General features: G+C 38.8%; 23 protein-coding genes. 4 read left to right on the forward strand and 19 right to left on the reverse strand.

Going from position 1 to position 19,187, the window contains the following annotated elements:
• Positions 1-3: 3 nt before the first annotated feature.
• The 17 genes from DSM03_RS19240 to DSM03_RS18260 form a co-directional block, all read right to left on the reverse strand.
• The gene (locus DSM03_RS19240) at positions 4-135 is read right to left on the reverse strand and encodes a hypothetical protein (RefSeq protein ID WP_262707742.1); all 132 of its coding nucleotides are present in this window, start codon (positions 133-135) and stop codon (positions 4-6) included.
• A gap of 123 nt (positions 136-258) precedes the next feature.
• Positions 259-1,425, reverse strand: coding sequence for a glycoside hydrolase 100 family protein (locus DSM03_RS18185; protein ID WP_128760742.1), 1,167 nt, complete (start codon positions 1,423-1,425; stop codon positions 259-261).
• Positions 1,426-1,429: 4 nt separating this feature from the next.
• The gene (locus DSM03_RS18190) at positions 1,430-2,572 is read right to left on the reverse strand and encodes a glycosyltransferase family 4 protein (protein WP_128760741.1); all 1,143 of its coding nucleotides are present in this window, start codon (positions 2,570-2,572) and stop codon (positions 1,430-1,432) included.
• Positions 2,569-3,234: a PIG-L family deacetylase gene (locus DSM03_RS18195; protein WP_128760740.1), complete on the reverse strand. Its 666-nt coding sequence runs from the start codon at positions 3,232-3,234 to the stop codon at positions 2,569-2,571. The genes DSM03_RS18190 and DSM03_RS18195 overlap by 4 nt, the downstream gene beginning before the upstream one ends.
• 405 nt (positions 3,235-3,639) lie before the next feature.
• The gene (locus tag DSM03_RS18200; protein ID WP_128760739.1) at positions 3,640-3,873 is read right to left on the reverse strand and encodes a hypothetical protein; all 234 of its coding nucleotides are present in this window, start codon (positions 3,871-3,873) and stop codon (positions 3,640-3,642) included.
• Between the two features lie 102 nt (positions 3,874-3,975).
• Positions 3,976-4,686, reverse strand: coding sequence for a rubrerythrin family protein (locus DSM03_RS18205; protein WP_128760738.1), 711 nt, complete (start codon positions 4,684-4,686; stop codon positions 3,976-3,978).
• Positions 4,687-4,764: 78 nt separating this feature from the next.
• Positions 4,765-5,232 carry a DUF2231 domain-containing protein gene (locus DSM03_RS18210; protein ID WP_128760737.1) on the reverse strand — a complete coding sequence of 156 codons (468 nt, stop codon included), beginning with the start codon at positions 5,230-5,232 and terminating at the stop codon, positions 4,765-4,767.
• Positions 5,233-5,307: 75 nt separating this feature from the next.
• A complete protein-coding gene (locus tag DSM03_RS18215) occupies positions 5,308-5,694 on the reverse strand; it encodes a hypothetical protein (RefSeq protein ID WP_128760736.1) in 387 nt (128 codons plus the stop codon).
• A gap of 113 nt (positions 5,695-5,807) precedes the next feature.
• A complete protein-coding gene (locus DSM03_RS18220; RefSeq protein ID WP_236638784.1) occupies positions 5,808-6,275 on the reverse strand; it encodes an OsmC family protein in 468 nt (155 codons plus the stop codon).
• A 17-nt stretch (positions 6,276-6,292) separates the two neighbouring features.
• The gene (locus DSM03_RS19330; protein WP_128760735.1) at positions 6,293-6,517 is read right to left on the reverse strand and encodes a YgaP family membrane protein; all 225 of its coding nucleotides are present in this window, start codon (positions 6,515-6,517) and stop codon (positions 6,293-6,295) included.
• Positions 6,493-7,218, reverse strand: a complete 726-nt coding sequence (locus DSM03_RS18230; protein ID WP_128760734.1) for a peroxiredoxin — start codon at positions 7,216-7,218, stop codon at positions 6,493-6,495. Before DSM03_RS18230 ends, DSM03_RS19330 begins: the two co-directional genes overlap by 25 nt.
• A 53-nt stretch (positions 7,219-7,271) precedes the next feature.
• Entirely contained in the window at positions 7,272-7,940 is a 669-nt protein-coding gene (locus DSM03_RS18235) for a BON domain-containing protein (protein WP_128760733.1), read from the reverse strand.
• A 141-nt stretch (positions 7,941-8,081) separates the two neighbouring features.
• A complete protein-coding gene (locus DSM03_RS18240; RefSeq protein ID WP_128760732.1) occupies positions 8,082-8,795 on the reverse strand; it encodes a ZIP family metal transporter in 714 nt (237 codons plus the stop codon).
• Between the two features lie 12 nt (positions 8,796-8,807).
• Entirely contained in the window at positions 8,808-10,091 is a 1,284-nt protein-coding gene (locus DSM03_RS18245; protein ID WP_128760731.1) for a hypothetical protein, read from the reverse strand.
• Positions 10,092-10,113: 22 nt separating this feature from the next.
• Positions 10,114-10,716 carry a YceI family protein gene (locus DSM03_RS18250; RefSeq protein WP_128760730.1) on the reverse strand — a complete coding sequence of 201 codons (603 nt, stop codon included), beginning with the start codon at positions 10,714-10,716 and terminating at the stop codon, positions 10,114-10,116.
• A 27-nt stretch (positions 10,717-10,743) separates the two neighbouring features.
• A complete protein-coding gene (locus tag DSM03_RS18255; protein ID WP_236638783.1) occupies positions 10,744-11,847 on the reverse strand; it encodes a zinc-dependent alcohol dehydrogenase family protein in 1,104 nt (367 codons plus the stop codon).
• Between the two features lie 184 nt (positions 11,848-12,031).
• Positions 12,032-12,598, reverse strand: coding sequence for a helix-turn-helix domain-containing protein (locus tag DSM03_RS18260; protein WP_236638782.1), 567 nt, complete (start codon positions 12,596-12,598; stop codon positions 12,032-12,034).
• A 323-nt stretch (positions 12,599-12,921) separates the two neighbouring features.
• Between DSM03_RS18260 and DSM03_RS19335 the strand changes: the two genes are divergently transcribed.
• Together DSM03_RS19335 and DSM03_RS18265 are read left to right on the forward strand one after the other, a co-directional pair.
• On the forward strand, positions 12,922-13,077 hold the full coding sequence (locus tag DSM03_RS19335; RefSeq protein WP_420813170.1) for a VOC family protein: 156 nt from the start codon (positions 12,922-12,924) through the stop codon (positions 13,075-13,077).
• 425 nt (positions 13,078-13,502) lie between these two features.
• Entirely contained in the window at positions 13,503-14,747 is a 1,245-nt protein-coding gene (locus DSM03_RS18265; RefSeq protein ID WP_128760729.1) for a site-specific integrase, read from the forward strand.
• Between the two features lie 240 nt (positions 14,748-14,987).
• Here the strand turns inward: DSM03_RS18265 and DSM03_RS18270 are convergent, their stop codons facing one another.
• Complete coding sequence (locus DSM03_RS18270; RefSeq protein WP_236638780.1) at positions 14,988-16,091, reverse strand: Fic family protein; 1,104 nt, start codon at positions 16,089-16,091, stop codon at positions 14,988-14,990.
• Positions 16,092-16,686: 595 nt separating this feature from the next.
• Here DSM03_RS18270 and DSM03_RS18275 point away from each other — a divergent pair.
• Together DSM03_RS18275 and agaR are read left to right on the forward strand one after the other, a co-directional pair.
• Positions 16,687-17,682 carry an amidohydrolase family protein gene (locus DSM03_RS18275; protein ID WP_128760727.1) on the forward strand — a complete coding sequence of 332 codons (996 nt, stop codon included), beginning with the start codon at positions 16,687-16,689 and terminating at the stop codon, positions 17,680-17,682.
• Between the two features lie 164 nt (positions 17,683-17,846).
• Positions 17,847-18,605, forward strand: a complete 759-nt coding sequence (gene agaR, locus DSM03_RS18280) for a transcriptional repressor AgaR (protein ID WP_128760726.1) — start codon at positions 17,847-17,849, stop codon at positions 18,603-18,605.
• 181 nt (positions 18,606-18,786) lie between these two features.
• On the opposite strand, the gene DSM03_RS19245 is transcribed toward agaR, so the two are convergent.
• Positions 18,787-18,915, reverse strand: a complete 129-nt coding sequence (locus tag DSM03_RS19245) for a hypothetical protein (RefSeq protein ID WP_262707743.1) — start codon at positions 18,913-18,915, stop codon at positions 18,787-18,789.
• Positions 18,916-19,187: the final 272 nt, after the last annotated feature.

Consider the following 19,187-nt stretch of genomic DNA (forward strand, 5'->3'; position numbering starts at 1 on the left):
CAATTACGAATCGGTACCCCGGCTTCTTTTACGTTCGGTGCGTTTTGCTGCTTTAGCGGCTCTCTTTTCTTTGAGGTTTAAAAGGGGTTTGGTTTTATCGGTTTTTGGGGTCGTATCTTTATTTCCTTTTGCCATGATATTTTATTTTTTGTAGTTAATAAATTCAAAATCAATATAGCTGAAGGAACTTCGCTCTGCATTGTACAATTATCTGTAATTGTTACATAAATCACATTTCTTCTTAACTATTAAAACCTTTTAATCTTTTACATCAAAAAAAAGTGTATCGCGTTTCTCTACACAAGCGGCCGCATATAAATAATTTGAAGCACTCCAGGTTTGCCAATCCTGTCCCATTGGCTCGCCATTCTGGGCTTTATACCACTCATTAAATCCAAAATCAAGCTCAGTGTTTTTAGACTTTTTAATTAAATGCGTGAGTTGGATCAACTGATATTCAGCCAAATCATATCTCTTAATAGACACCAGTGCTGCAATATAAAAGCCACAAATAAAAGGCCAGATCCCTCCATTGTGATAATCCCCAGGCATATTAAAAGCTTCGTATCTATCTAACCAATCTTTATCACCAGGATTTATATACGGAAAGAAGTTGGGAGGAAGTTCAACACCTAACTCTTTTTTGGCACGCATCAAATGGCACTGTTCCTCTATCCATTTTATAATGTCATTTGCTTTTGATTCTGAGGCCAAACCTGATAGTATTGCCAGACTATTTCCCAAAAGATCAAAACGCTCGCTGCTGTAAATCTTATACGTCCATAAAGCGAAATAAGGTTTATCCTTAATACTAAAACCTTCATATTTATGCGTATGTGAAAAATCTGAACTATAGGTGTATTGATTAAATGAAAGTTTGAAAAATTCCTTCCTTTCATTCACTGCCAAAATTTTATATCCTGTATAAACTAAGGTGTTTACATAAAGACCAAACCCCAGAACCCATTGCTCATCCCTCCAGTCACTGGTAGGTTGTTGCGCAACAAGATAATTACTTTTAGGGCATTGATTTTCAGTCCACAAAAGTGCTTTAGAAACGGCCTCTTCCAGAAATAAAGGATCATTAATTATCGTTCTTAGAATTCCTACAGCTATTAAGAAAAGTGGAGTGGTGTCACTCGATCCAAGGTTGTTTTTATCAGTTACTATAGAGGGTATTTGTCCATTCTTAGATTGATTCAAAGTCAAAATCAACAGAACACTCTTGAGACTTAAAATAAGATCTTGATTTTGTGTGGTGGCAATTCCCAATGCTGAAATCAAAAGATCCCGCGTATACGGTTCAGGATACCCCCATCCCGCAGTGCGCGGGAGATCATTAATAGGTCCTTTAGCATTATGCACTAAAACGTCAAGGGCGGCTCTTTTAGCTTTATCAATTAATTTTTGATTTTCTAAGGTCATGGTTTTAGCTTATACCCAATTTGTCCTGAATAATATCTATAAATTTTTGAGCAACTATTTTATAATCAAAATTAGCCACCACGTGCTTTCTGGCCTCGTTTCCCAATGATGTTCGCAGGTTTTCATCCTTCATAAGCCTTAGCATATAGTTAGCAATGTCCTGCACATTTGCACGGTAATCTACGGTTCTGGGAATATCAAATTCAATTTTATGTGAATTTTCAAAACCTGATTCTTTTCCAAGAGTTACTTCCTTAACAACTATACGTTGTGCCACACTTGCCAATAATGCGGTTTTCTCATGAATAAGCGTATCGAGCATTCCCATTGCCTTAAGACTTATCACAGGTTTACCACAAGCTCCGGCTTCAACCTGAGGCATCCCAAAACCTTCTAATCGGGAAGGAGCTGCATAAATATCACAAGCTCCGATCAGATAAGGCATAAAATTTCTAGAAATTGTATTGGTGGCGTAGGTTACATTTTTTTCAATACCCAGTTTTGTAGCCATTTCCAGGTCTAAAAGATTTTGAGCTTTGGTACGCGGCTGTGGCCATACTTTACAAACGTATTTCCAATCTGGTGCTTGGGCATCTATAATTGCCAGAGCTTGCATCACTTCCTGGGCACCTTTTGAGGCTGCGTCCCCACCTACTGTCAAGACCATTAACTGATCTGGGGAAATACCTAAAGCTTCCCTCACTGCACTTATTTTAGGATCTGTCTTTTCAAAAGGAATAAAGTAACTGGTATCGCAACCTACCGGCAATACCACAATATTGTCAGGTTTTATTCCATCACGGACGTACATCTCCTTAACCCAGTTAGAAGTTACCAAGATAAGTGGTAAGGCATTAAGTACTTCCTGATAGTTAGCAATGTACCCGTCTGCAACCAACCACGGCACCGGAAGTACCCCATACCTTTGAGGATGGAGCACAAGATCTGGTGTATGTCCCCAATAGCCCACTCCTACTACGACATCTGGCTCAAACCAGCGGTAATACCATTCTTTTTCCTGTGCTGATTCAAAATGAACCGCATGTGCATCTACACCCAATTCTAACAGTCCGCGGTATAACAAATCTCCCTGCGTTGCCAGACCTCCCGGTGAAGGTGGATAATCGTAAAGAACTAAAACTTTCATAATTTATTTTTAAGGGAACGCTTTGCATCTTGCAGCCATTTCAAGGCTTGTTGAGTTTTTGTAAATTTCCAGAAAGCTTCTGCTTTAGGATTGCATTGGGATTCAAAACTGTCGGGTAAAAAACCATAAACTTCATTTATGATTTTCGATTTCATTTTAAAAATAGATTCCGAAAGTATATTTTGAATGGGGGCTTCCTTTCTATTCTTAGGGAAATAGGCTTTATTACTGTCTTCATAAGCGAAAGTCCACAATTCTCTGGTAGCAATTTTATTACCATGCCAAAGTTTTATAACTGCAGCACCTATCTCTTCATGACGCAGGTGTCTGGTATATTCACCTGAGGGATCATGGGTTATGATTAGGTCAAAATATTTATGGGGTATCAGATTTAAAACAAATTTTTCAACATCTTTAGGTCTAAGAGGGACCTGCTCTGGACCATCATCTAGATCACCCATGATCCCATCAGCCTTTAACTGTTTTAATGCACTTCTAAATTTAGGCGCTCGATCTAAATCATTCTTTCTTGAAAGACAAGCTATAAACCGGTTCGCTTCAGGAAAATTTAAAACAGTACCGCCACACCATAGCGTCTCATCATCAGGATGGGCTACGATCACAAGTATTTCCTTTTTATTTTCATTTACTGCTCCATCCATAATCGATTTGAGGTTCTGGTATGTGGCTTAATTGCGTTACGCTTTCAAAAATTGATAGGCTTGACATCTAACTTCAGCGCAAGAACTACATAAAAATAATCATATAGGTACCCGATTTCTTATACAGTTCTTATCAGATCATATATAAATCACACATTTTAAAACCATTAAGAAGTAGTCAATAAGGAAACTTTATTCGTAACCATTAACAGCATTTACAATCGTAACTTAATTCTAGATTTAATACTAAAATAGAAAGCCGGCTAATCCCCTGATTAACCGACTTTCATCCCCAACTTAAACTTGTTATTCTCTTAGTATTCAGCCACACCAATTGATTTAGAATATTTGTAATGCTAATCGTAATTGATCAAATTGAATCCTTCACGTTTTCCATTGCACCATTTAATTTGAATTCCCCTCTCCTTTTTGAGTCTTGTGTGTTTTTGAATATTTCAATAGGATTTCTTCCAACGAATTGTAATATGCTTTGAAGTTGGCTACACGCATCTGGTCTGAGTCAATACCCAATTCCTGTTCAGGTATCTCCTCAATGTATTTTGATAACTCTGGAAATTTATCGTGGATTTTCAACGTAATATCAATAATCTCGCGTTCTAATTGGGCTTTACTTTTCATTTTATAGGGCTTAATTTGATAAAAATCAAATACTCAACACTCCTCAGAATCGTGGCAGTTGCGAATTTTTGTGAATTATTTTCTTCGCTTAACTCTTGTCTTTTATAAGCTTGTTACTTTAATAAAAAGCTTAGAGTCTGTCATTGATATCTCGCAACGTGCCGGAGCAACGGTTGCATAGGTATTCCCACAAGTGGGGCATAAAAAATAAAGTTTGGCAAGTGTATTATCTGTTCTATTTTTTAATGCGGCCAGCGCTTCAATATAAAAATCCCTGTGCTTCTGCTCTACTTTATAGGCATAGGTGAGACTTATTTGCGCCATATAATTTCCCGCTGCATTAGCATTTTTTATGAACTCAGGATACATTGTATTGAATTCGTAACTCTCGCCTTCAATAGATTCTTCCAGGTTTTCTGTAGTCGATTTTACTGTGAACTCAGGAGTAATTTCAGGAATGGTTTCTCCCATTCGTATTAATACAACTTTATGATTATTGGCGTGAATCAATTCGGCTTCTGAAGCCGCTTTAAATAATAATGCAATTTCAGGATGACCCTCATCTGCAGCTTTTTTACTATACGCCGCATATTTAAAATGTGCCGTGGTCTCACCTTTATACGCATCGTGCATATTCTGAATGGTAAGCTTTTGAGGATCCTGTTTTTCAACAGATACATCTTCTGTTCCTTCAGTATTGAGTTCTTCTGTAGTCGAAACGGCACTCGTATCGGCTATTTTTTCTTTACAGGATTGGAATACCATTCCGAAGAAAACTAGCGCTAAAGCATATACTAAAATTGATTTTTTCATGGGTTCTATAGTTATATATGGTGTATTCTGCACACACCGTTTTGTGCAGCACAGTCATTAAATTGAATTCGTATTGTATTAGTCTGTGTTTTGGGTTTCAAAATCAGGCAATGCCAATTCTATACCCGCGCCGTGTTTAAAAACCAGCTCTCCTCCCAGGTATCCTGTTCTGGCAATAAAACCTACTAAAACGGCAAAGAGTAAAAAACTAACGCCTTGTAACCAGGCTTTTTTGTAGTTTAAAAAATGCATTGCCACACGCAGGAGTGCTGTGCCTATTGCCAGCCAAAGCGTTATAGTGGCAGCATCTTCGTGTAACTCTAAGGGTTCCTGTAAAATACCATCGGTCATCCCGTCACCGGCATAACCGCCGCTTATATAAGCCGCAATGGTACCAAGCGCTCCAAGGAGTAGCAGGTAAAAAGCGGCATTTTTAAAAAAATGCTTTTTAGTGATTAGCGCGACGGCTTCTGTTATAAATCCTATCAGCAGTAAGGCTATAGGAAAATGGATAAGCATCGCGTGCAAATGAGGTGCTGTGATCATATAGGTTTTGTGACTATTGAATTATAAAAAGACATTTCCCACTTGAGCTTAAGCGCGTTGAATTGCCTGAAGCATTTAAAGTGTGCGCCTAGAAAAATGATTTTTAATAAATAAATGTTTTTCTGAGTCTGTCATTTTATCTGCCGACTCTATATCAATCCTTATATTTTTAAAATGAGAGTCGGTACTTAGAAAATTATAGAGTTCTGTTTTTGCATCAGTAGGGCCAAACAGTAACACGTGATTGTAGTTTAAGATAGCATCGGCTATCTCTTTATAATAGGCCTCGTTCATTTGCTGGCGCTTGTTGTGCATACTTTTTTCACTTCTATTCAACACTTCTTCTTTTGTTTCTGCAGTAAATTTTGAGGTGATATTCTTATTTTTTCTTTTAGTGGTACTGTGTATAAGATTGGCCATTGCATGATCCATCCAGATGCCCAGATTTTTTGGTGTTTCCATTTTTTATGTTATTTAATTTCTAGTGTGATCCTAATCAGTTCACTCTTCTCCCATAAGCAGTGGGATCTTCCCTCATACATGTTTATATTGTTTAAAAACAGGTGGTTTTTTCATTAACTGTCAATTAGAATGGGATCCACTTTTATTGCTATTTCCATACTTATTTTTGACTTGATCGAATGTGATATCAGGCAGGCGTGTTCAGCTTTCTTTACAATGCGTATGGCTTTGTTGCGCAAGCCTTCATTTTGAATAAACACGGTAGGTTTCAGTAGTATTTCACTCATCATCCAGACGCCGTCTACCTGCTCCAGTCTGCCTTTTGCATTACAGCTAAAACCCGTGAATTCTAAAGTTGAATTTTCGGCTATTGCCAGAAAGGTAGTCATCAAACAGCCACTCACCGATTCTACAAATAAATGTTCTGGTGACCAGATGCCAGGCATTCCTTTAAAAAATTCAACCGGTGTAGCCACTTCAATAGCAACGCCCATCTCATTCATAAGCTCTGGGCAAGAAAGCAAGCCTTTGCGGTGACTTTGCCAGGTTAAGTCTACATTATAATGATGTACCATGATCATACGTGTAATTTTTAGTGTTAATTATTCATTGCGCTGCTTATTCGAAAAAGGCGATACATGGGGCAAAAACCCAAAAAACCTGTGACAACGAGTATAAGAACAGGAATCAATACTAAAAACGAAAAGGTTCCTGTAATTACCTGCGCTGCATAAAGGAGAAGAATTATAAAAGAAACGGTAAATCTCAGAACACTATCTAAAATATTCATGTTCAATATCATATAGTTATTTCTTTTTCGCATGCCTCTGCTATATGTTCTTTACTGAGTTTTTTAGTGCAAAAAAACCAGTCTGCGCAGGTGAGCTCTTCATCTTCGCATTGCATACGCTCTTTTGCTAAGCCGCACGAACCTGCAGGTGGTACGATAACATCATCGCCGGGTTGCCAGTCTGCGGGTGTGGCTACATCAAAAGCATCTGCTGTTTGCATCGCAATCAAGGCGCGTTTGAGTTCGTTAAAATTTCTTCCCATCGAAAGCGGATAGTAAATAAGCGCGCGTATGATTCCTTTAGGATCTACAAAGAAAACAGCACGCACCGCTTTTGTAGAACTTTCTCCCGGCTGAATCATTCCGTATTTTTTGGCCACTTCCATCGTGATGTCCTCAATAAGCGGGAAATTGACTTCTACGTTTTTCATACCCTTGAATTCGATTTTTTCTTTAATCGTACGTAACCAGGCAATGTGGCTGTAAAGGCCGTCAATAGACAACCCTACGAGCTTACAATTGAGTGCGTTAAACTCTGGCTCTCTACTGGCAAACGTCATAAACTCAGAAGTACACACGGGCGTAAAATCTGCAGGATGACTAAAGAGTATCACCCAGTTGCCCCTATAATCCTGCGGAAAGTTGATGGGTCCCTGAGTAGTCACTGCTTTAAAATGTGGTGCCTCATCCCCTATTCTGGGTAACGAGACTAGTGCTTCAAATGAAGAATCCATAGATATAGGGTTGAATTAAAAGCGAAAGCCGTTTAGCTCCCGCTTAACTAAATTTAATAGACTAATGAATAATCATAATCTACCGTGAGTTCATTATTTACGTGTAATACCCCAGGTGTATTCCAAGCAATACGACCGGCTTCATCTTTTTGATACCACGAAGTAACCTCGCCAGAAAGTGTAACGGTAGAACCTTTTACCCGTACGGCAATGTCTTTATCATTAATGGCGCTGCGCTTCAAGGCCTGTTCTACATCGTGCTGCTCAATCTTATCTCTCGATTCTGGATTGATTTTAATGCTGTTGGTCACCCCTTTAACGCCCATTAAAATGTGAACAGCTTCTTCGGCAGCTTCTCTTTGGTAATTCCATGGAAGCTCTCCCTCGAGGGTAATCCAACCTTCTTCAACGGTTATAGCTATCATATCTCTAGGTATAGACCAGTTTGCATTAAGAGAGACCAAAGCCTCTTCAGCCACTTCCTCATCAGTTTTTGACCAGAGACTGGGAAATTTTACTATTATATTTTCAACTAAGGCTTTAACGCCAATAACTTTTTTAGCTGCTTGCTCAGCTTCAATTTTCTTTAAATAATTATCTACTGTACCGGTTAGGGAAACCACACCATCTTTTGCAGTAACGCCTATCTCTGCCGCGTGTAATAAAGGTTCCCAGCGTATGGCATTTTGGACATCGGTTTGTAACTCTGCGTTGCTTTTCATCTTTAAATTATTTAGACTGCTACAGACTTATAACAGCACCTTAAAGGTCTGGAAATACAGTGGGTAATGTATTGTACAATTAGTCAGAATCATTGCATAACTCCCACATTTTGACTTTTTAGTGCGCTCAACGCGGAAGAGTTAACCCATTATTTTTACTCCGATCATTCCCGATAAAAAACCCAGACTCGCACCCAGTGCCGGGATGTAATTTTTTTTCATTTTAGATAAAGGCGCGATATCCTGAAATATCAAATACACTATACCGCCGGAAGCAAAAAGCATCAATACTCCTGTAGCGAGTGGTTTGTCTGCTAAAAAGTAAAAGCCAACAAGTGCTGAAGCTACTCCTGAAAAACTCAAGACGAAAAGGATGGCAAGACACAAGACTGTACTATACATTTCCTTTAAATCGATATAAGCATTAAATGCTTCCGGAACATTCTGAAGTCCTATGACCACAGCCAGCAGAATTCCCAGATCCGGATCCTGGGTAAAAACAGCACCCATTGCAATCGCTTCGGGGATAAAATCGGCCAGCATTCCTAATAATTGCGGCAGAGATCCTTTCTGCTTGTCGAGGTAGCGATCCAGCAGATAAAATGAAAAAGCTCCACCCAGAAAACTCACAATAACAGGAATGATTTGCAGGGTTTCCATACCATATGGTATAAGTACCAAAGCAACCGCTGCCATCAAAATACCTCCACCAAAGGCGGTGATACTGTGTAAGATTTCGGCTTTGATTAATCCCGATTTTACAAACGCTCCGAAATAATACGACGCAATACCTCCTATGATTATTGTTGAGCCCGAAAGCATCGCATAAATCAGGAGGTATTCTAGTGTCGTCATGGTATGTTGAATTTAGAAACTGATAGCTGCTTCCAGATTTACCCCATCAAACTGGGCTCCTGCAAATCTGCCGGTCCAGGCGTTGCCTTTGTAATTTTGATCTACATATTCTGCCTTAAGCACAATATTTTTAGACAAAAACCAGCCACCACCCAGATTCAAGCGCGTGATCTCCAGATCCTGGGTATCACTTTCTAAAGCCTGTCCTTTAACCGTGTTGTACCTTCCGGCGATAAAGAAGCGTTCATCCTGACCAAAACGATACACCAACTCACCAGCCAATTGTGTAAAATCACCCTCTTTTTGAGCTACAGTACCTGTTGTGGTATTGCTTCCTAATGCACGTTCAAAAATTCCGAAGAACTCAATCCCCTTGTACTTGATAAACGGATTGATCTGAAAAGCAGTTAACTTCTTAAACCGCGGATTAAAACGGCCTTCAAACTCGCCACCCTGAGTTGCCCCATCAACATCTGGGATGGTATGTAAAACATTGTAATAGCGCCCGCCAGTACGGTCACCCCCGTATAAATACGTACCCGTAGAAGTTCCGTGATTACTATAAATAGATCCGGTTAGACGAAAACGCATTTCGCTTCCCAGACTCTCGTCAAAGCCTATTTTACCGTAAAAGGAAGGTTTGTTGTCTGTATTCTCGTTGACGGTGACACTCTGGTTGAGTTTCCCATTGGTGATACCGGCAACAAGCAGCAATCCATTTTTTTGAAGCGTAATTTCTCCAAATGCTTCTGTAGAAAACGAATCCATAATATAATTGCCTACAAAAGGATTGAAAATCGCCCGGGCGTTGTCTGTACGTCTAAAGTGCGCATCGCCGTAATTGAACTCGTCGAGACCTATGGTGATGGTTGTGTATTTCATAAGCTCTTCTAAAAGTCCGGGGCTTACAAAATCGAGCTTGTCTATTTGAATATGACCGCCTTTAACCCAGGTTTCTTCGTGATGCTGAGAAGATAAATAGAGTTTTAAATGCATACGCACCCCATCAATCAACTGCACATCCAGGTTTAAATTAGCCGATGGCAGATTAAAATCTGACCCTAATTCTACCAGATTATTGGCATCATTGCTCTGATCCAGACTTTGAAACTGCATCGCAAAGTCTCCTCCTACCCGCACCCGCACGCCTTCATAAGCGATGGTGTCTTCTTTTGAAGTTTCAAACACATTAAGTCCTAATTGGCTGTTGGGTCTAAAATATTGTAAATTCTTTTGTTGTGCATTTGATGCAAAAACCATCAGGCATACCGAAATTGTAAGAATATATTTTGTCATTTTTTCTATATAAATATTGAGGTTATATTTTTTCTGGTTTGCTGTAGATCACATCAAAACCCAGCGTGAGGTCTTCATCTGTTTTCATAAGTCCCATCATAAAAGAGGGCGGCTCCACATTATAATCGGTCATATTTAGCTGGTATTCCCCTTTGCAGGAAATAGCGTTAGGTGAGTGAACGACCAGGTGCAGATTCATGACAATATCTTTGGTCACTCCCGCGACCGTTAATTTCCCTTTGGTTTGTAATAAATAGCCGCCTTTTTCAGGAGCGATTTGAGAAGAAGACAAGATGTAGTGAATTTCTTTATACGTATCGCTTTTCAACGCTTTGTACGCGTTTTTATCAAGGCCTTTGCTGTCACTTTTAAGGTTTAAGACTTCCAGATTAAACGTGAGTGCATCCAGTGATTTTAGTGTATTCCCATCGTTTGTATCAAATGTAAACCGGGCTTCCCCATTTGATTTTTTAGCATCCATCTCCCAGTCGTGCAAGGTAGAGCTGCCGTTTAGCCGCATATCAATTTGCCGCGTCTTTTCTATCGTAAAGGTTTCCTGCGCATTTAGAAAAGGGACATTAATGAGCATCAAAATCAACACGATCTTGTTTAGGTAGGTATTCATAAGGGTGTTTTTGTTTTAGTTTATAAATCAATTAGAAAGAATAATCTTAAGGACTTTGCTTTTTGAAGCATTCTCAAAAACCTCATAGGCTTTAAGTATCTCGTCTAGTTTAAAATGGTGGGTAATTAATTGTTCGGGCTTGATTTTACCAGAAACCAGGGTTTTAAGAAGCATAGGAGTCGTGTTAGTATTAACCAGCCCCATTGTAATTGTGATATTTTTAATCCACAAATCCTGAATTTCAAGACTTACCGGTTTACCATGAACGCCTACGTTAGCTACGTGGCCGCCCGGTCTAACGATTTGCTGACAAATATTAAAGGTTGCAGGTACGCCCACCGCTTCAATAGCGACATCGACCCCGTCTGGCGTTTCATCTTTGATGCGCTGTATGGCATCTTCAATACCCGTGTTGATTCCATGGGTTGCTCCCATTTCAATTGCCATTTTGAGTCGGTTTTCATCCAGATCAATCATGTATATTTTTGCCGGTGAGTAGAATTGGGCAGTGAGTAAGGCAGCCATACCTATGGGACCGGCGCCAACAATAGCGATGGTATCACCCGGTTTTACGCAACCGTTAATAACTCCTATTTCGTGCCCAGTGGGCAAAATATCACTTAACATAACTAATGCATCTTCGCTAACATCCTTTGGAGCGAGATACAAACTGGTATCTGCGTGCGGGATGCGCACGTACTCGGCTTGTGTACCGTTGATGAGGTTTCCTAAAATCCACCCACCATCAATGCAGTGCCCGTAGAGTTGTTTTTTACAATAATCACACGTACCGCAAGAGGTGATGCATGAGATAATCACCAGATCTCCTACTTTAAGATGGGTAACTGCGCTGCCGGTTTCGGTAATGATGCCCACGCCCTCGTGACCCAAAGTGGTCCCCGGTTTTACTGAAGATGTTTTGCCGTGCAGAATACCCAAATCGGTACCGCAAATGGTAGTCTTAACAATTTGGACAATCGCATCTGTTTCTTTTCTGATACCGGGTTTTTCAACTTCTTCATAATCAATCTCGCCCGGCCCATGATAGACTAAAGCCTTCATTTGTGTTTTGGAATGTGGAAATACTCCGTTAGAAGTTTTATTAGGCAGTGAAATGGTGTTTAAGGTCATCTTGATCAGGTTTTAGATTAACAAAAATGATAAGATGTAAAGGTTCGTTACTAGCTTGCCTGAAGCCTTGTACCTTGAGGGAGAAGGTTTACATAAATCCCACGTTCATCAGTTCAATGACCATATTAGATTAGAAAACAGGTGGAATCGATGAGGATAATCGAGTAATACCGCTATGTAGCATTTAAATATCCTCTAAGTTACTTAGACGTTTGTCTTTTATTTTTCGGTAGAATGTTGGCGTAAGGCCAGTAACTTTTTTAAACTGGTTGGAGAGGTGTGCAGGGCTGCTGTAGTGTAATTTATAAGATATTTCAGAGAGGTTCAACTCATCATATATGAGTAGTTCTTTTACCCGCTCTATTTTATGTGTAATGATGAATTGTTGAATCGTATAACCATTCACTTCAGAAAAAATATTGGCTAGATAGGTATAATCATACCCCAGTTGTTCCCCAATATATTCTGAATAATTGACCTTAGGAATCTCTTCAGAATGGTGAATCATCTCTATAACAAGCGTCCTTATTTTTTCTATCAAAATACTTCGCTTATTATCCAAAAGTACTAATCCAGATTTTTGTAGATTAACTTTAAACTGGTTTTTCTGTGCCGGGGTTATGTTTTCTAAGATTTCTACCAAACCTAGTTCTACGATTACATAATGCAGGCCGAGCTTTTTTAACTCTTCTTTGACCAGCATTTTGCAACGCAGACTCACCATAAATTTAATAAAGAGTTTAGTGCTCATAAAATTGGTTTAGAAAGCGTTAGAATTAATGGGATTATGGTTCTCCAAGATAAACAATTCCGCAGCATCTAATAGGCTTAAGAATTGGAAAAGAAAACCTTAAACTCATTAGTAGTAAAAAAGAATTTAGAAAGTAAAAAATTGAGACTAATATCTGCTTACAACAAATATCAATACGCTAGAAGATAAAGGAAAAAATGAGCAAGAAATAGAATGCTTTGGCTAGTTTATTCTCTATAATAATATGAGGATAACTCTATAAATATAACTGCTTCTGAAAACTAATCCCTCCTAAAGCAAGGATTCTGTTTTAGACAGATAATATTGACTCTCTTTATAAAGAGTTGAGGAATAAAAATATTGAGTTTATTGGCGAGGTTATAAATGAACCGTATGGAAAAGTATTAATTTTTGAATCCCCAGATGGCCATTGGTTTGAATTTTTGAAAATAGTAGGTCGCAAAATAATCCTGACTTAGTAATGGTAAAGATCTAATGCAATAAATAGTATCAATAATAATTATTGGAAAAATTTCTTCTAATTTCTAATAATAATTATATTTTTATAATCGAATGTATCAAACAACATCAAATCGTTCTAAATACACTGTGAGTTTATCGTGAGTTCTAAAATTAAGAAAACTCCGAAAGCCCCATAATTACTGGGGATTGAAAATGCATCAAGCGTTCTCTCATCCCGACGAACCAAATCACGGTTTATATCAAAAAGCCTGTTAATCAATGGATTAGCAGGCTTTTCATTTTTTATGATACCCTCTGATATCATCTAAAATCAAGGCAAATGTGTGCAATAAGGTGTGCAAATTATCGTAGATTTATATAGCATTTAGGCCATCTGGATGTAGTCTTTAACTAAGAATCGTTTAACTAAAAGACTTACAAAATGCCTGTAAACAGCACCTTAGGCGTGAACTTTTTTACACGCCCCAAAAGAAACAACCCCAACAAACTGGATATCTATTTAAGAATTACAGTCAATAAAAAGCGCTCTGAAATGAGTATAAAGCGTGATATTGATGTAAAAGACTGGGATATCCTCCGGGTAAAAGCTAAGGAAACTTCAGATCAACTTATTACGCTTAACTCCTATATGGATGATGTAAAGGCTGAAGTTTTAAACGCACATAAAGAGCTGCATGCAGAACGAAAAGTAATTACGGCGAAAGCAATCAAATTGCGCTATATGGGCGAAGATGAAGAGCGTATGACGCTCCTGGAACTTGTGAAGTACCATAATGATAATATGGGATTGTCGCTAAAGCCCGGTACGATGAAAAATTACTATTCTACTGAAAAGTATATCAAGGCGTATCTCTTAGATCATTATAAATCAGATGACTTCTTCTTGGTTGATTTAAACTACCGGTTTATAACAGAGTTTGAACACTATATACGTACTTATAAGCCTAAGAAGGAAAGAAAGACATGCTCCATAAACGGTACGAGGAAGCATTTAGAACGGCTTCGAAAAATGGTGAATCTAGCTGTCAGGATGGAATGGTTGCCTAAAGATCCTTTTGTCAATTATAAATTGAAATTGGAACGAAAGGAACGCTGCTATTTAACCCAGCGTGAATTAGATCGAATTGAAGAAACGCACTTTACGAGTAAAGGTTACGAGCGTGTAAGAGATTGCTTTCTGTTTGCATGTTACACAGGACTTTCCTATGTAGATTTAAAAGCATTACGAAAAGACCAGTTGATTCCGGCGTCTAATGGACGCTTGTGGATTTATACCAAACGTGAAAAAACCAACGAATCTGTTAGAGTTCCCCTCCTGCCCCAAGCTCTTGCACTGGTCAAGAAATATACAAAGGATGAGGAGTTGGAGGTCTCCGGCAAATTAATGCCCTTATATAGTAATCAGAAGGTAAACAAATACCTTAAGGAAATAACTGAAGTCTGTCAAATACCTAAACACGTAACCTTCCACGTAGCCCGTCATACCTTTGCAACTACGGTTACGCTATCTAATGGAGTACCCATTGAGACTGTATCAAAGCTTTTAGGGCACACACAGCTGCAAACGACTCAAATCTATGCCAGAGTACTGCAAAAGAAAGTTGGAGATGATATGGATGCTCTAATGCGGAAAATGGAAGCTAGGAATACTAAAGAGTCATTTTGATCTTCGATATGATTTGATTTACACAACCAACTGAGGGTAGGTAATTTGCAAACCAACTCACCCCCTATATTTACTGAATCGTACAGCTGAAGTATTCGATCTATTCACCGAACAATTCACTATACCTAAATTAACATTCCAATTGATCTGATTTGATTGTCTTTACTATCTTTTAAGTATAAAAAATATTCTAAAGCCTTTAAAGTGAGTAGGTTCAAGTCGATCGCTTAATAAAAAGCTTTAGTCTTCAAAGTTGATTTCATACCGTGTACTCCGTCCCTCCCCTATAGGTATAAATATTTTTTTTGCTGCTAAGTCCTGAAGGTCGCGCGTTGCTGTAGCTTTTGATGTTTTGGTAAGGGCGATATACTTTTTTGCCGTCATCCCCCCTTTAAACCCTTCCGGTTCTTCATCAAGCATTCGGTTGATCACTTTTAACTGCCGCTCATTCAGGGAATTTCTATGGCGATCAAAAAACCGGGCTTTTCTCAACGTAAAAGAAACAAGCTCTTCCGCCTGAGATTGCGCTTCTAAAACAGTATTGACAAAATAGATGATCCAATCGGTTATTTCATTGGACTGCTGCGCATTTTTTAGAGCCTGATAATAGGCTTGTTTATCGTGCTCAATGGCTTTTGAAAGACTCAGCAGAATAGGGCGTTTTAAGTCTTGAGATAGTGCCTTTTCAGATAATGCCCTTCCTATTCTTCCATTACCATCTTCAAAAGGATGAATGCTTTCAAAATACAGATGTGCAATCGCTGAACGGATAAGGGGTTTTTTAATAGGGTTGGCTCCTTCTGGATGAGATTCATTAAACCACTTTATAAAAGCGTTCATTTCTTCCGGAAGCAGATGGGAAGGCGGAGCTTCGAAATGGATTTTTTCCTTGCCCCATGTACCGGATACGATCTGCATGGGTTCAGGGTGCTTACGCCATTGCCCGGTATTCATGCGTTTAGCACTCGCTAATAGCGTTTTGTGCCATTCGAATAATGCCAGATCTGTCAAAGGTTCTGCAAAATTTTGCCTAACCCGCACCATCAACTCTCCTACACCCCGCGCCATTGGGTCTTTGACCGCTTTGGGCGTACCATACCCCATATTGTTTCGTATGGAAGACATCACATCTTCCCGGCTCAGGTATTCTCCCTCGATTTCTGACGTTTTCACAGCCTCAGCAACCATTAACGATAAGATAGCTTCCATTTGCATCGAATCTGAAAGTCCTTCCAATATACCATTAACACGCCCGGCCCTTTGGCTGAACTCAAAGAGCTTCTCTTCAATTTCAGTTGTAGTATACTTAAAATTGGGCCAGTCTTTCAGTTGCCAATTATACATGATGAGCCGATTAATTTAATTAACTGGCTCAAATATAATCAAAATATGAGCCGATTAGGAGGGGTAATCGGCTCATATTGCTATTTAAACCTAAAATTTGAGTTTAATTTATTATTATTTGGGGAAAAGCAAATTTGTTGAGGACAGCTTTGTATAGCTATAACAGGACTTAGTTAATTAATGGGAATAGCTATTTTAGGACGGGTCATTTTGGACGAACCTCTTTCCCCGAAACTCAGTGTAGGGGAATGTGCTGAGGACTATCTTAACTTCCCTTGCCAATTACATTTTTAGAGTTTTTCACGAAAAAAATGCCTGTTTTAAAGGGCTTAGAAATTTTTTCACGAAATTCCTCGTTCTCCAATCTTCTATCAAAAAACATACAACTCTTAAAATCAACAAAATGAGTAGTTGTAACCTCGCGCAGCGTGTTACCCTCTTGCTACTCCCTTAGATTTACATAATTGCTTATTTAGAGCTAATTAGAGGAGGGTTGGTATAGATGAAATAGATTTGCGTAAAGTATTTCCTGTAGCAACTCAGGAAATTACCGGTCTGGTCAAAAGTAAATTAGAAATGGTAAAAAACGAAAAGAATGCTACGGCCCTTTATTGATGCCCACGTACATCTTAATACTGCAACCGAAGCCAAACTCATACTGGCTCAGAAATACGATGCCTATTTTGTATCGATAAATACTGATATTCCCTTTTTTATAAGTCTGAATGAGCAGGAAAAGCTGATTCATGAACTCAATACTGTTGAAAACCGAAGCTTTTTTATCACCTCTTTTGATATTGAATACTGGAATACTGAAATGTGGTTGCCTCACGCCCTAGAACAGATTAAACAAGGCGTGGCAAGAGGTGCGAAAGGCGTTAAAATCTGGAAGAATATCGGGATGGATCAGCGGGTAAAAGATCAGGATGGAAACTTTGTCTTGCTTGACGATCCCCGTTTTGATCCCATTTTTCAATATTTGAGTGATCATAATATACTCCTCATAAACCATCAGGCAGAACCCCGCAATTGCTGGTTACCACTTGAAGAAATGACTGTAGATTCAGATCGTGATTATTTTAGCGAACATCCAGAATACCATATGTTTAAAAATCCGGATTATCCTTCTTATGAAACGCATATGGCCGCAAGGGACCACGTTTTAGAACGCTTCCCCAATTTAAAATATGTAGGGCTGCATTTGTTTAGTATGGAATATGACCTGGATGAAGTCTCCAAACGTCTGGACCGGTTTCCAAACAGCAAAACCGATCTGGCCGAACGTATTTGCCATGTGCAATTACAGGCGATGCACGATTGGCAAAAAGTACATGACTTCTTTATAACCTATCAGGACCGTATTATTTACGGAACCGATGTGATTGACGATGGCAGTATGACTGCTGAAGAAACTGCAGCAAAATTTGAGCGTTTATGGAATTTTCACTGGGAATTCTTTGCAACAAATTCCCTTATGCAAGCCCCGGAATTTAAAGGATCTTTCAAAGGTTTAAATCTTCCGGAAGACGTGCTTAAAAAACTGTTTTATACCAATGCGGTAAAGACGTATAATCTGGAACTCCCTAAATAACGCAACAGCATTACACAGTGCTTTTTATCTAATGATTTGGTTGAAAAGGCTAATGTTAATATCGGTCTTTTTTTATTTACGTTTTTATCTATGGGGTATATTTATTTGCTATTTTTCTACAAATGAAACTTATCGTAAGAAATAAGATTACCAAACAGAATTAAATGAAAAAGACAGCATATCGCAGATCACGTATATTAGAAGAGCTTGATGCTCACGGGCAGGTAAATGTAAATGAGCTTAGCGCAGCGCTGGGGGTAAGCGAAGTAACCATACGCAACGATCTGGATAAACTGGAGCAAAACAATTTGCTCATACGCGCCCACGGTGGCGCGTTTAAAACCACTAATATTGCGTTTCCGGTAACGGAAAAGAAAAAGATAAACCTGGAGGTTAAACGACGCATAGGTAAAAAAGCCCTTACGCTCATTCACGAAGATGACAGCATTATTTTAGATTCAGGAACCACAACTTTTGAAATTTCAAATAATCTGGGAGATTTTAAGAATCTCACGGTGATAAGCAATGCACTTGATATTGTAAATAATCTCGCGCAATACGAGCATTTAAATGTCTTTATGCCTGGCGGTTATCTTAAGGAATTCTCCATGTCGCTTGTAGGGCCTATGGCGGAGCGCAATTTGAGACAATTGTACTGCAAGAAGCTCTTCATTGGGGTAGACGGTATAAAAATCAACAAAGGTATCTTTACGCATCATATGGAAGAGGCCTACCTCAACCAAATTATGATAGATATTGCCGAAATGGTCATCGTGGTGGCAGACAGCTCAAAATTTGAAAAATCGGGTCTGGCGTTTATTTGCGGATTTGAAAAGATCAATATGCTTATCACCGATGACGGTATCACCGAACAACAAAAAGAAATGCTTAAAAAGAGCAATGTAGAGGTGCTCATAGCCTAATTTAGAGCTTAATGATTTCTTAGCTCTACCTTTCAATAGGCATTATCTAATTAATAGGTAATGCCTAAATCGATGGTTCTAACTTCTTTCAATTTTGTTTAAGAGCAGCCTGCATCTCACTTACAATTTTTGAATAGGCAGGATTGTGAGCCAGATTATTAAACTGTTTAGCATCATATAGTTACATTCCTTTAGAAGCATCTTCTTCATATTCAATATAGGCCCAGCGGTCATTTCTCCATAAAAAGGATTTACCTCCCAAACTGGTTGAAAAGGCTATATCTCGCACTTCAAATTCAGGATCATACAATGCTGAGCTGATATCTTTCCCCTGAATATTTGTACTGTCTCTAAGCGATTCAATGCTCCATCAATTCACCGAATCATTCACTACACTAAAACGATCATTAAGATTGACGGTATTTAATTGTCTTCGACAGTATAAAAAAGAACGATTCACAGTAAGCAGGTAGCCCCATTTAAGGAGTGCTGGCAGCTATTTTGCTAGTTATGCTTATATTTTATGAAAAATGATAAATAGCCTTCATGCTTTCTTTTAATCTCGAATCATCTTGTTTGTGG

This window comes from Leeuwenhoekiella aestuarii, assembly GCF_004104055.1.
Classification (GTDB): Bacteria; Bacteroidota; Bacteroidia; order Flavobacteriales; family Flavobacteriaceae; genus Leeuwenhoekiella; species Leeuwenhoekiella aestuarii.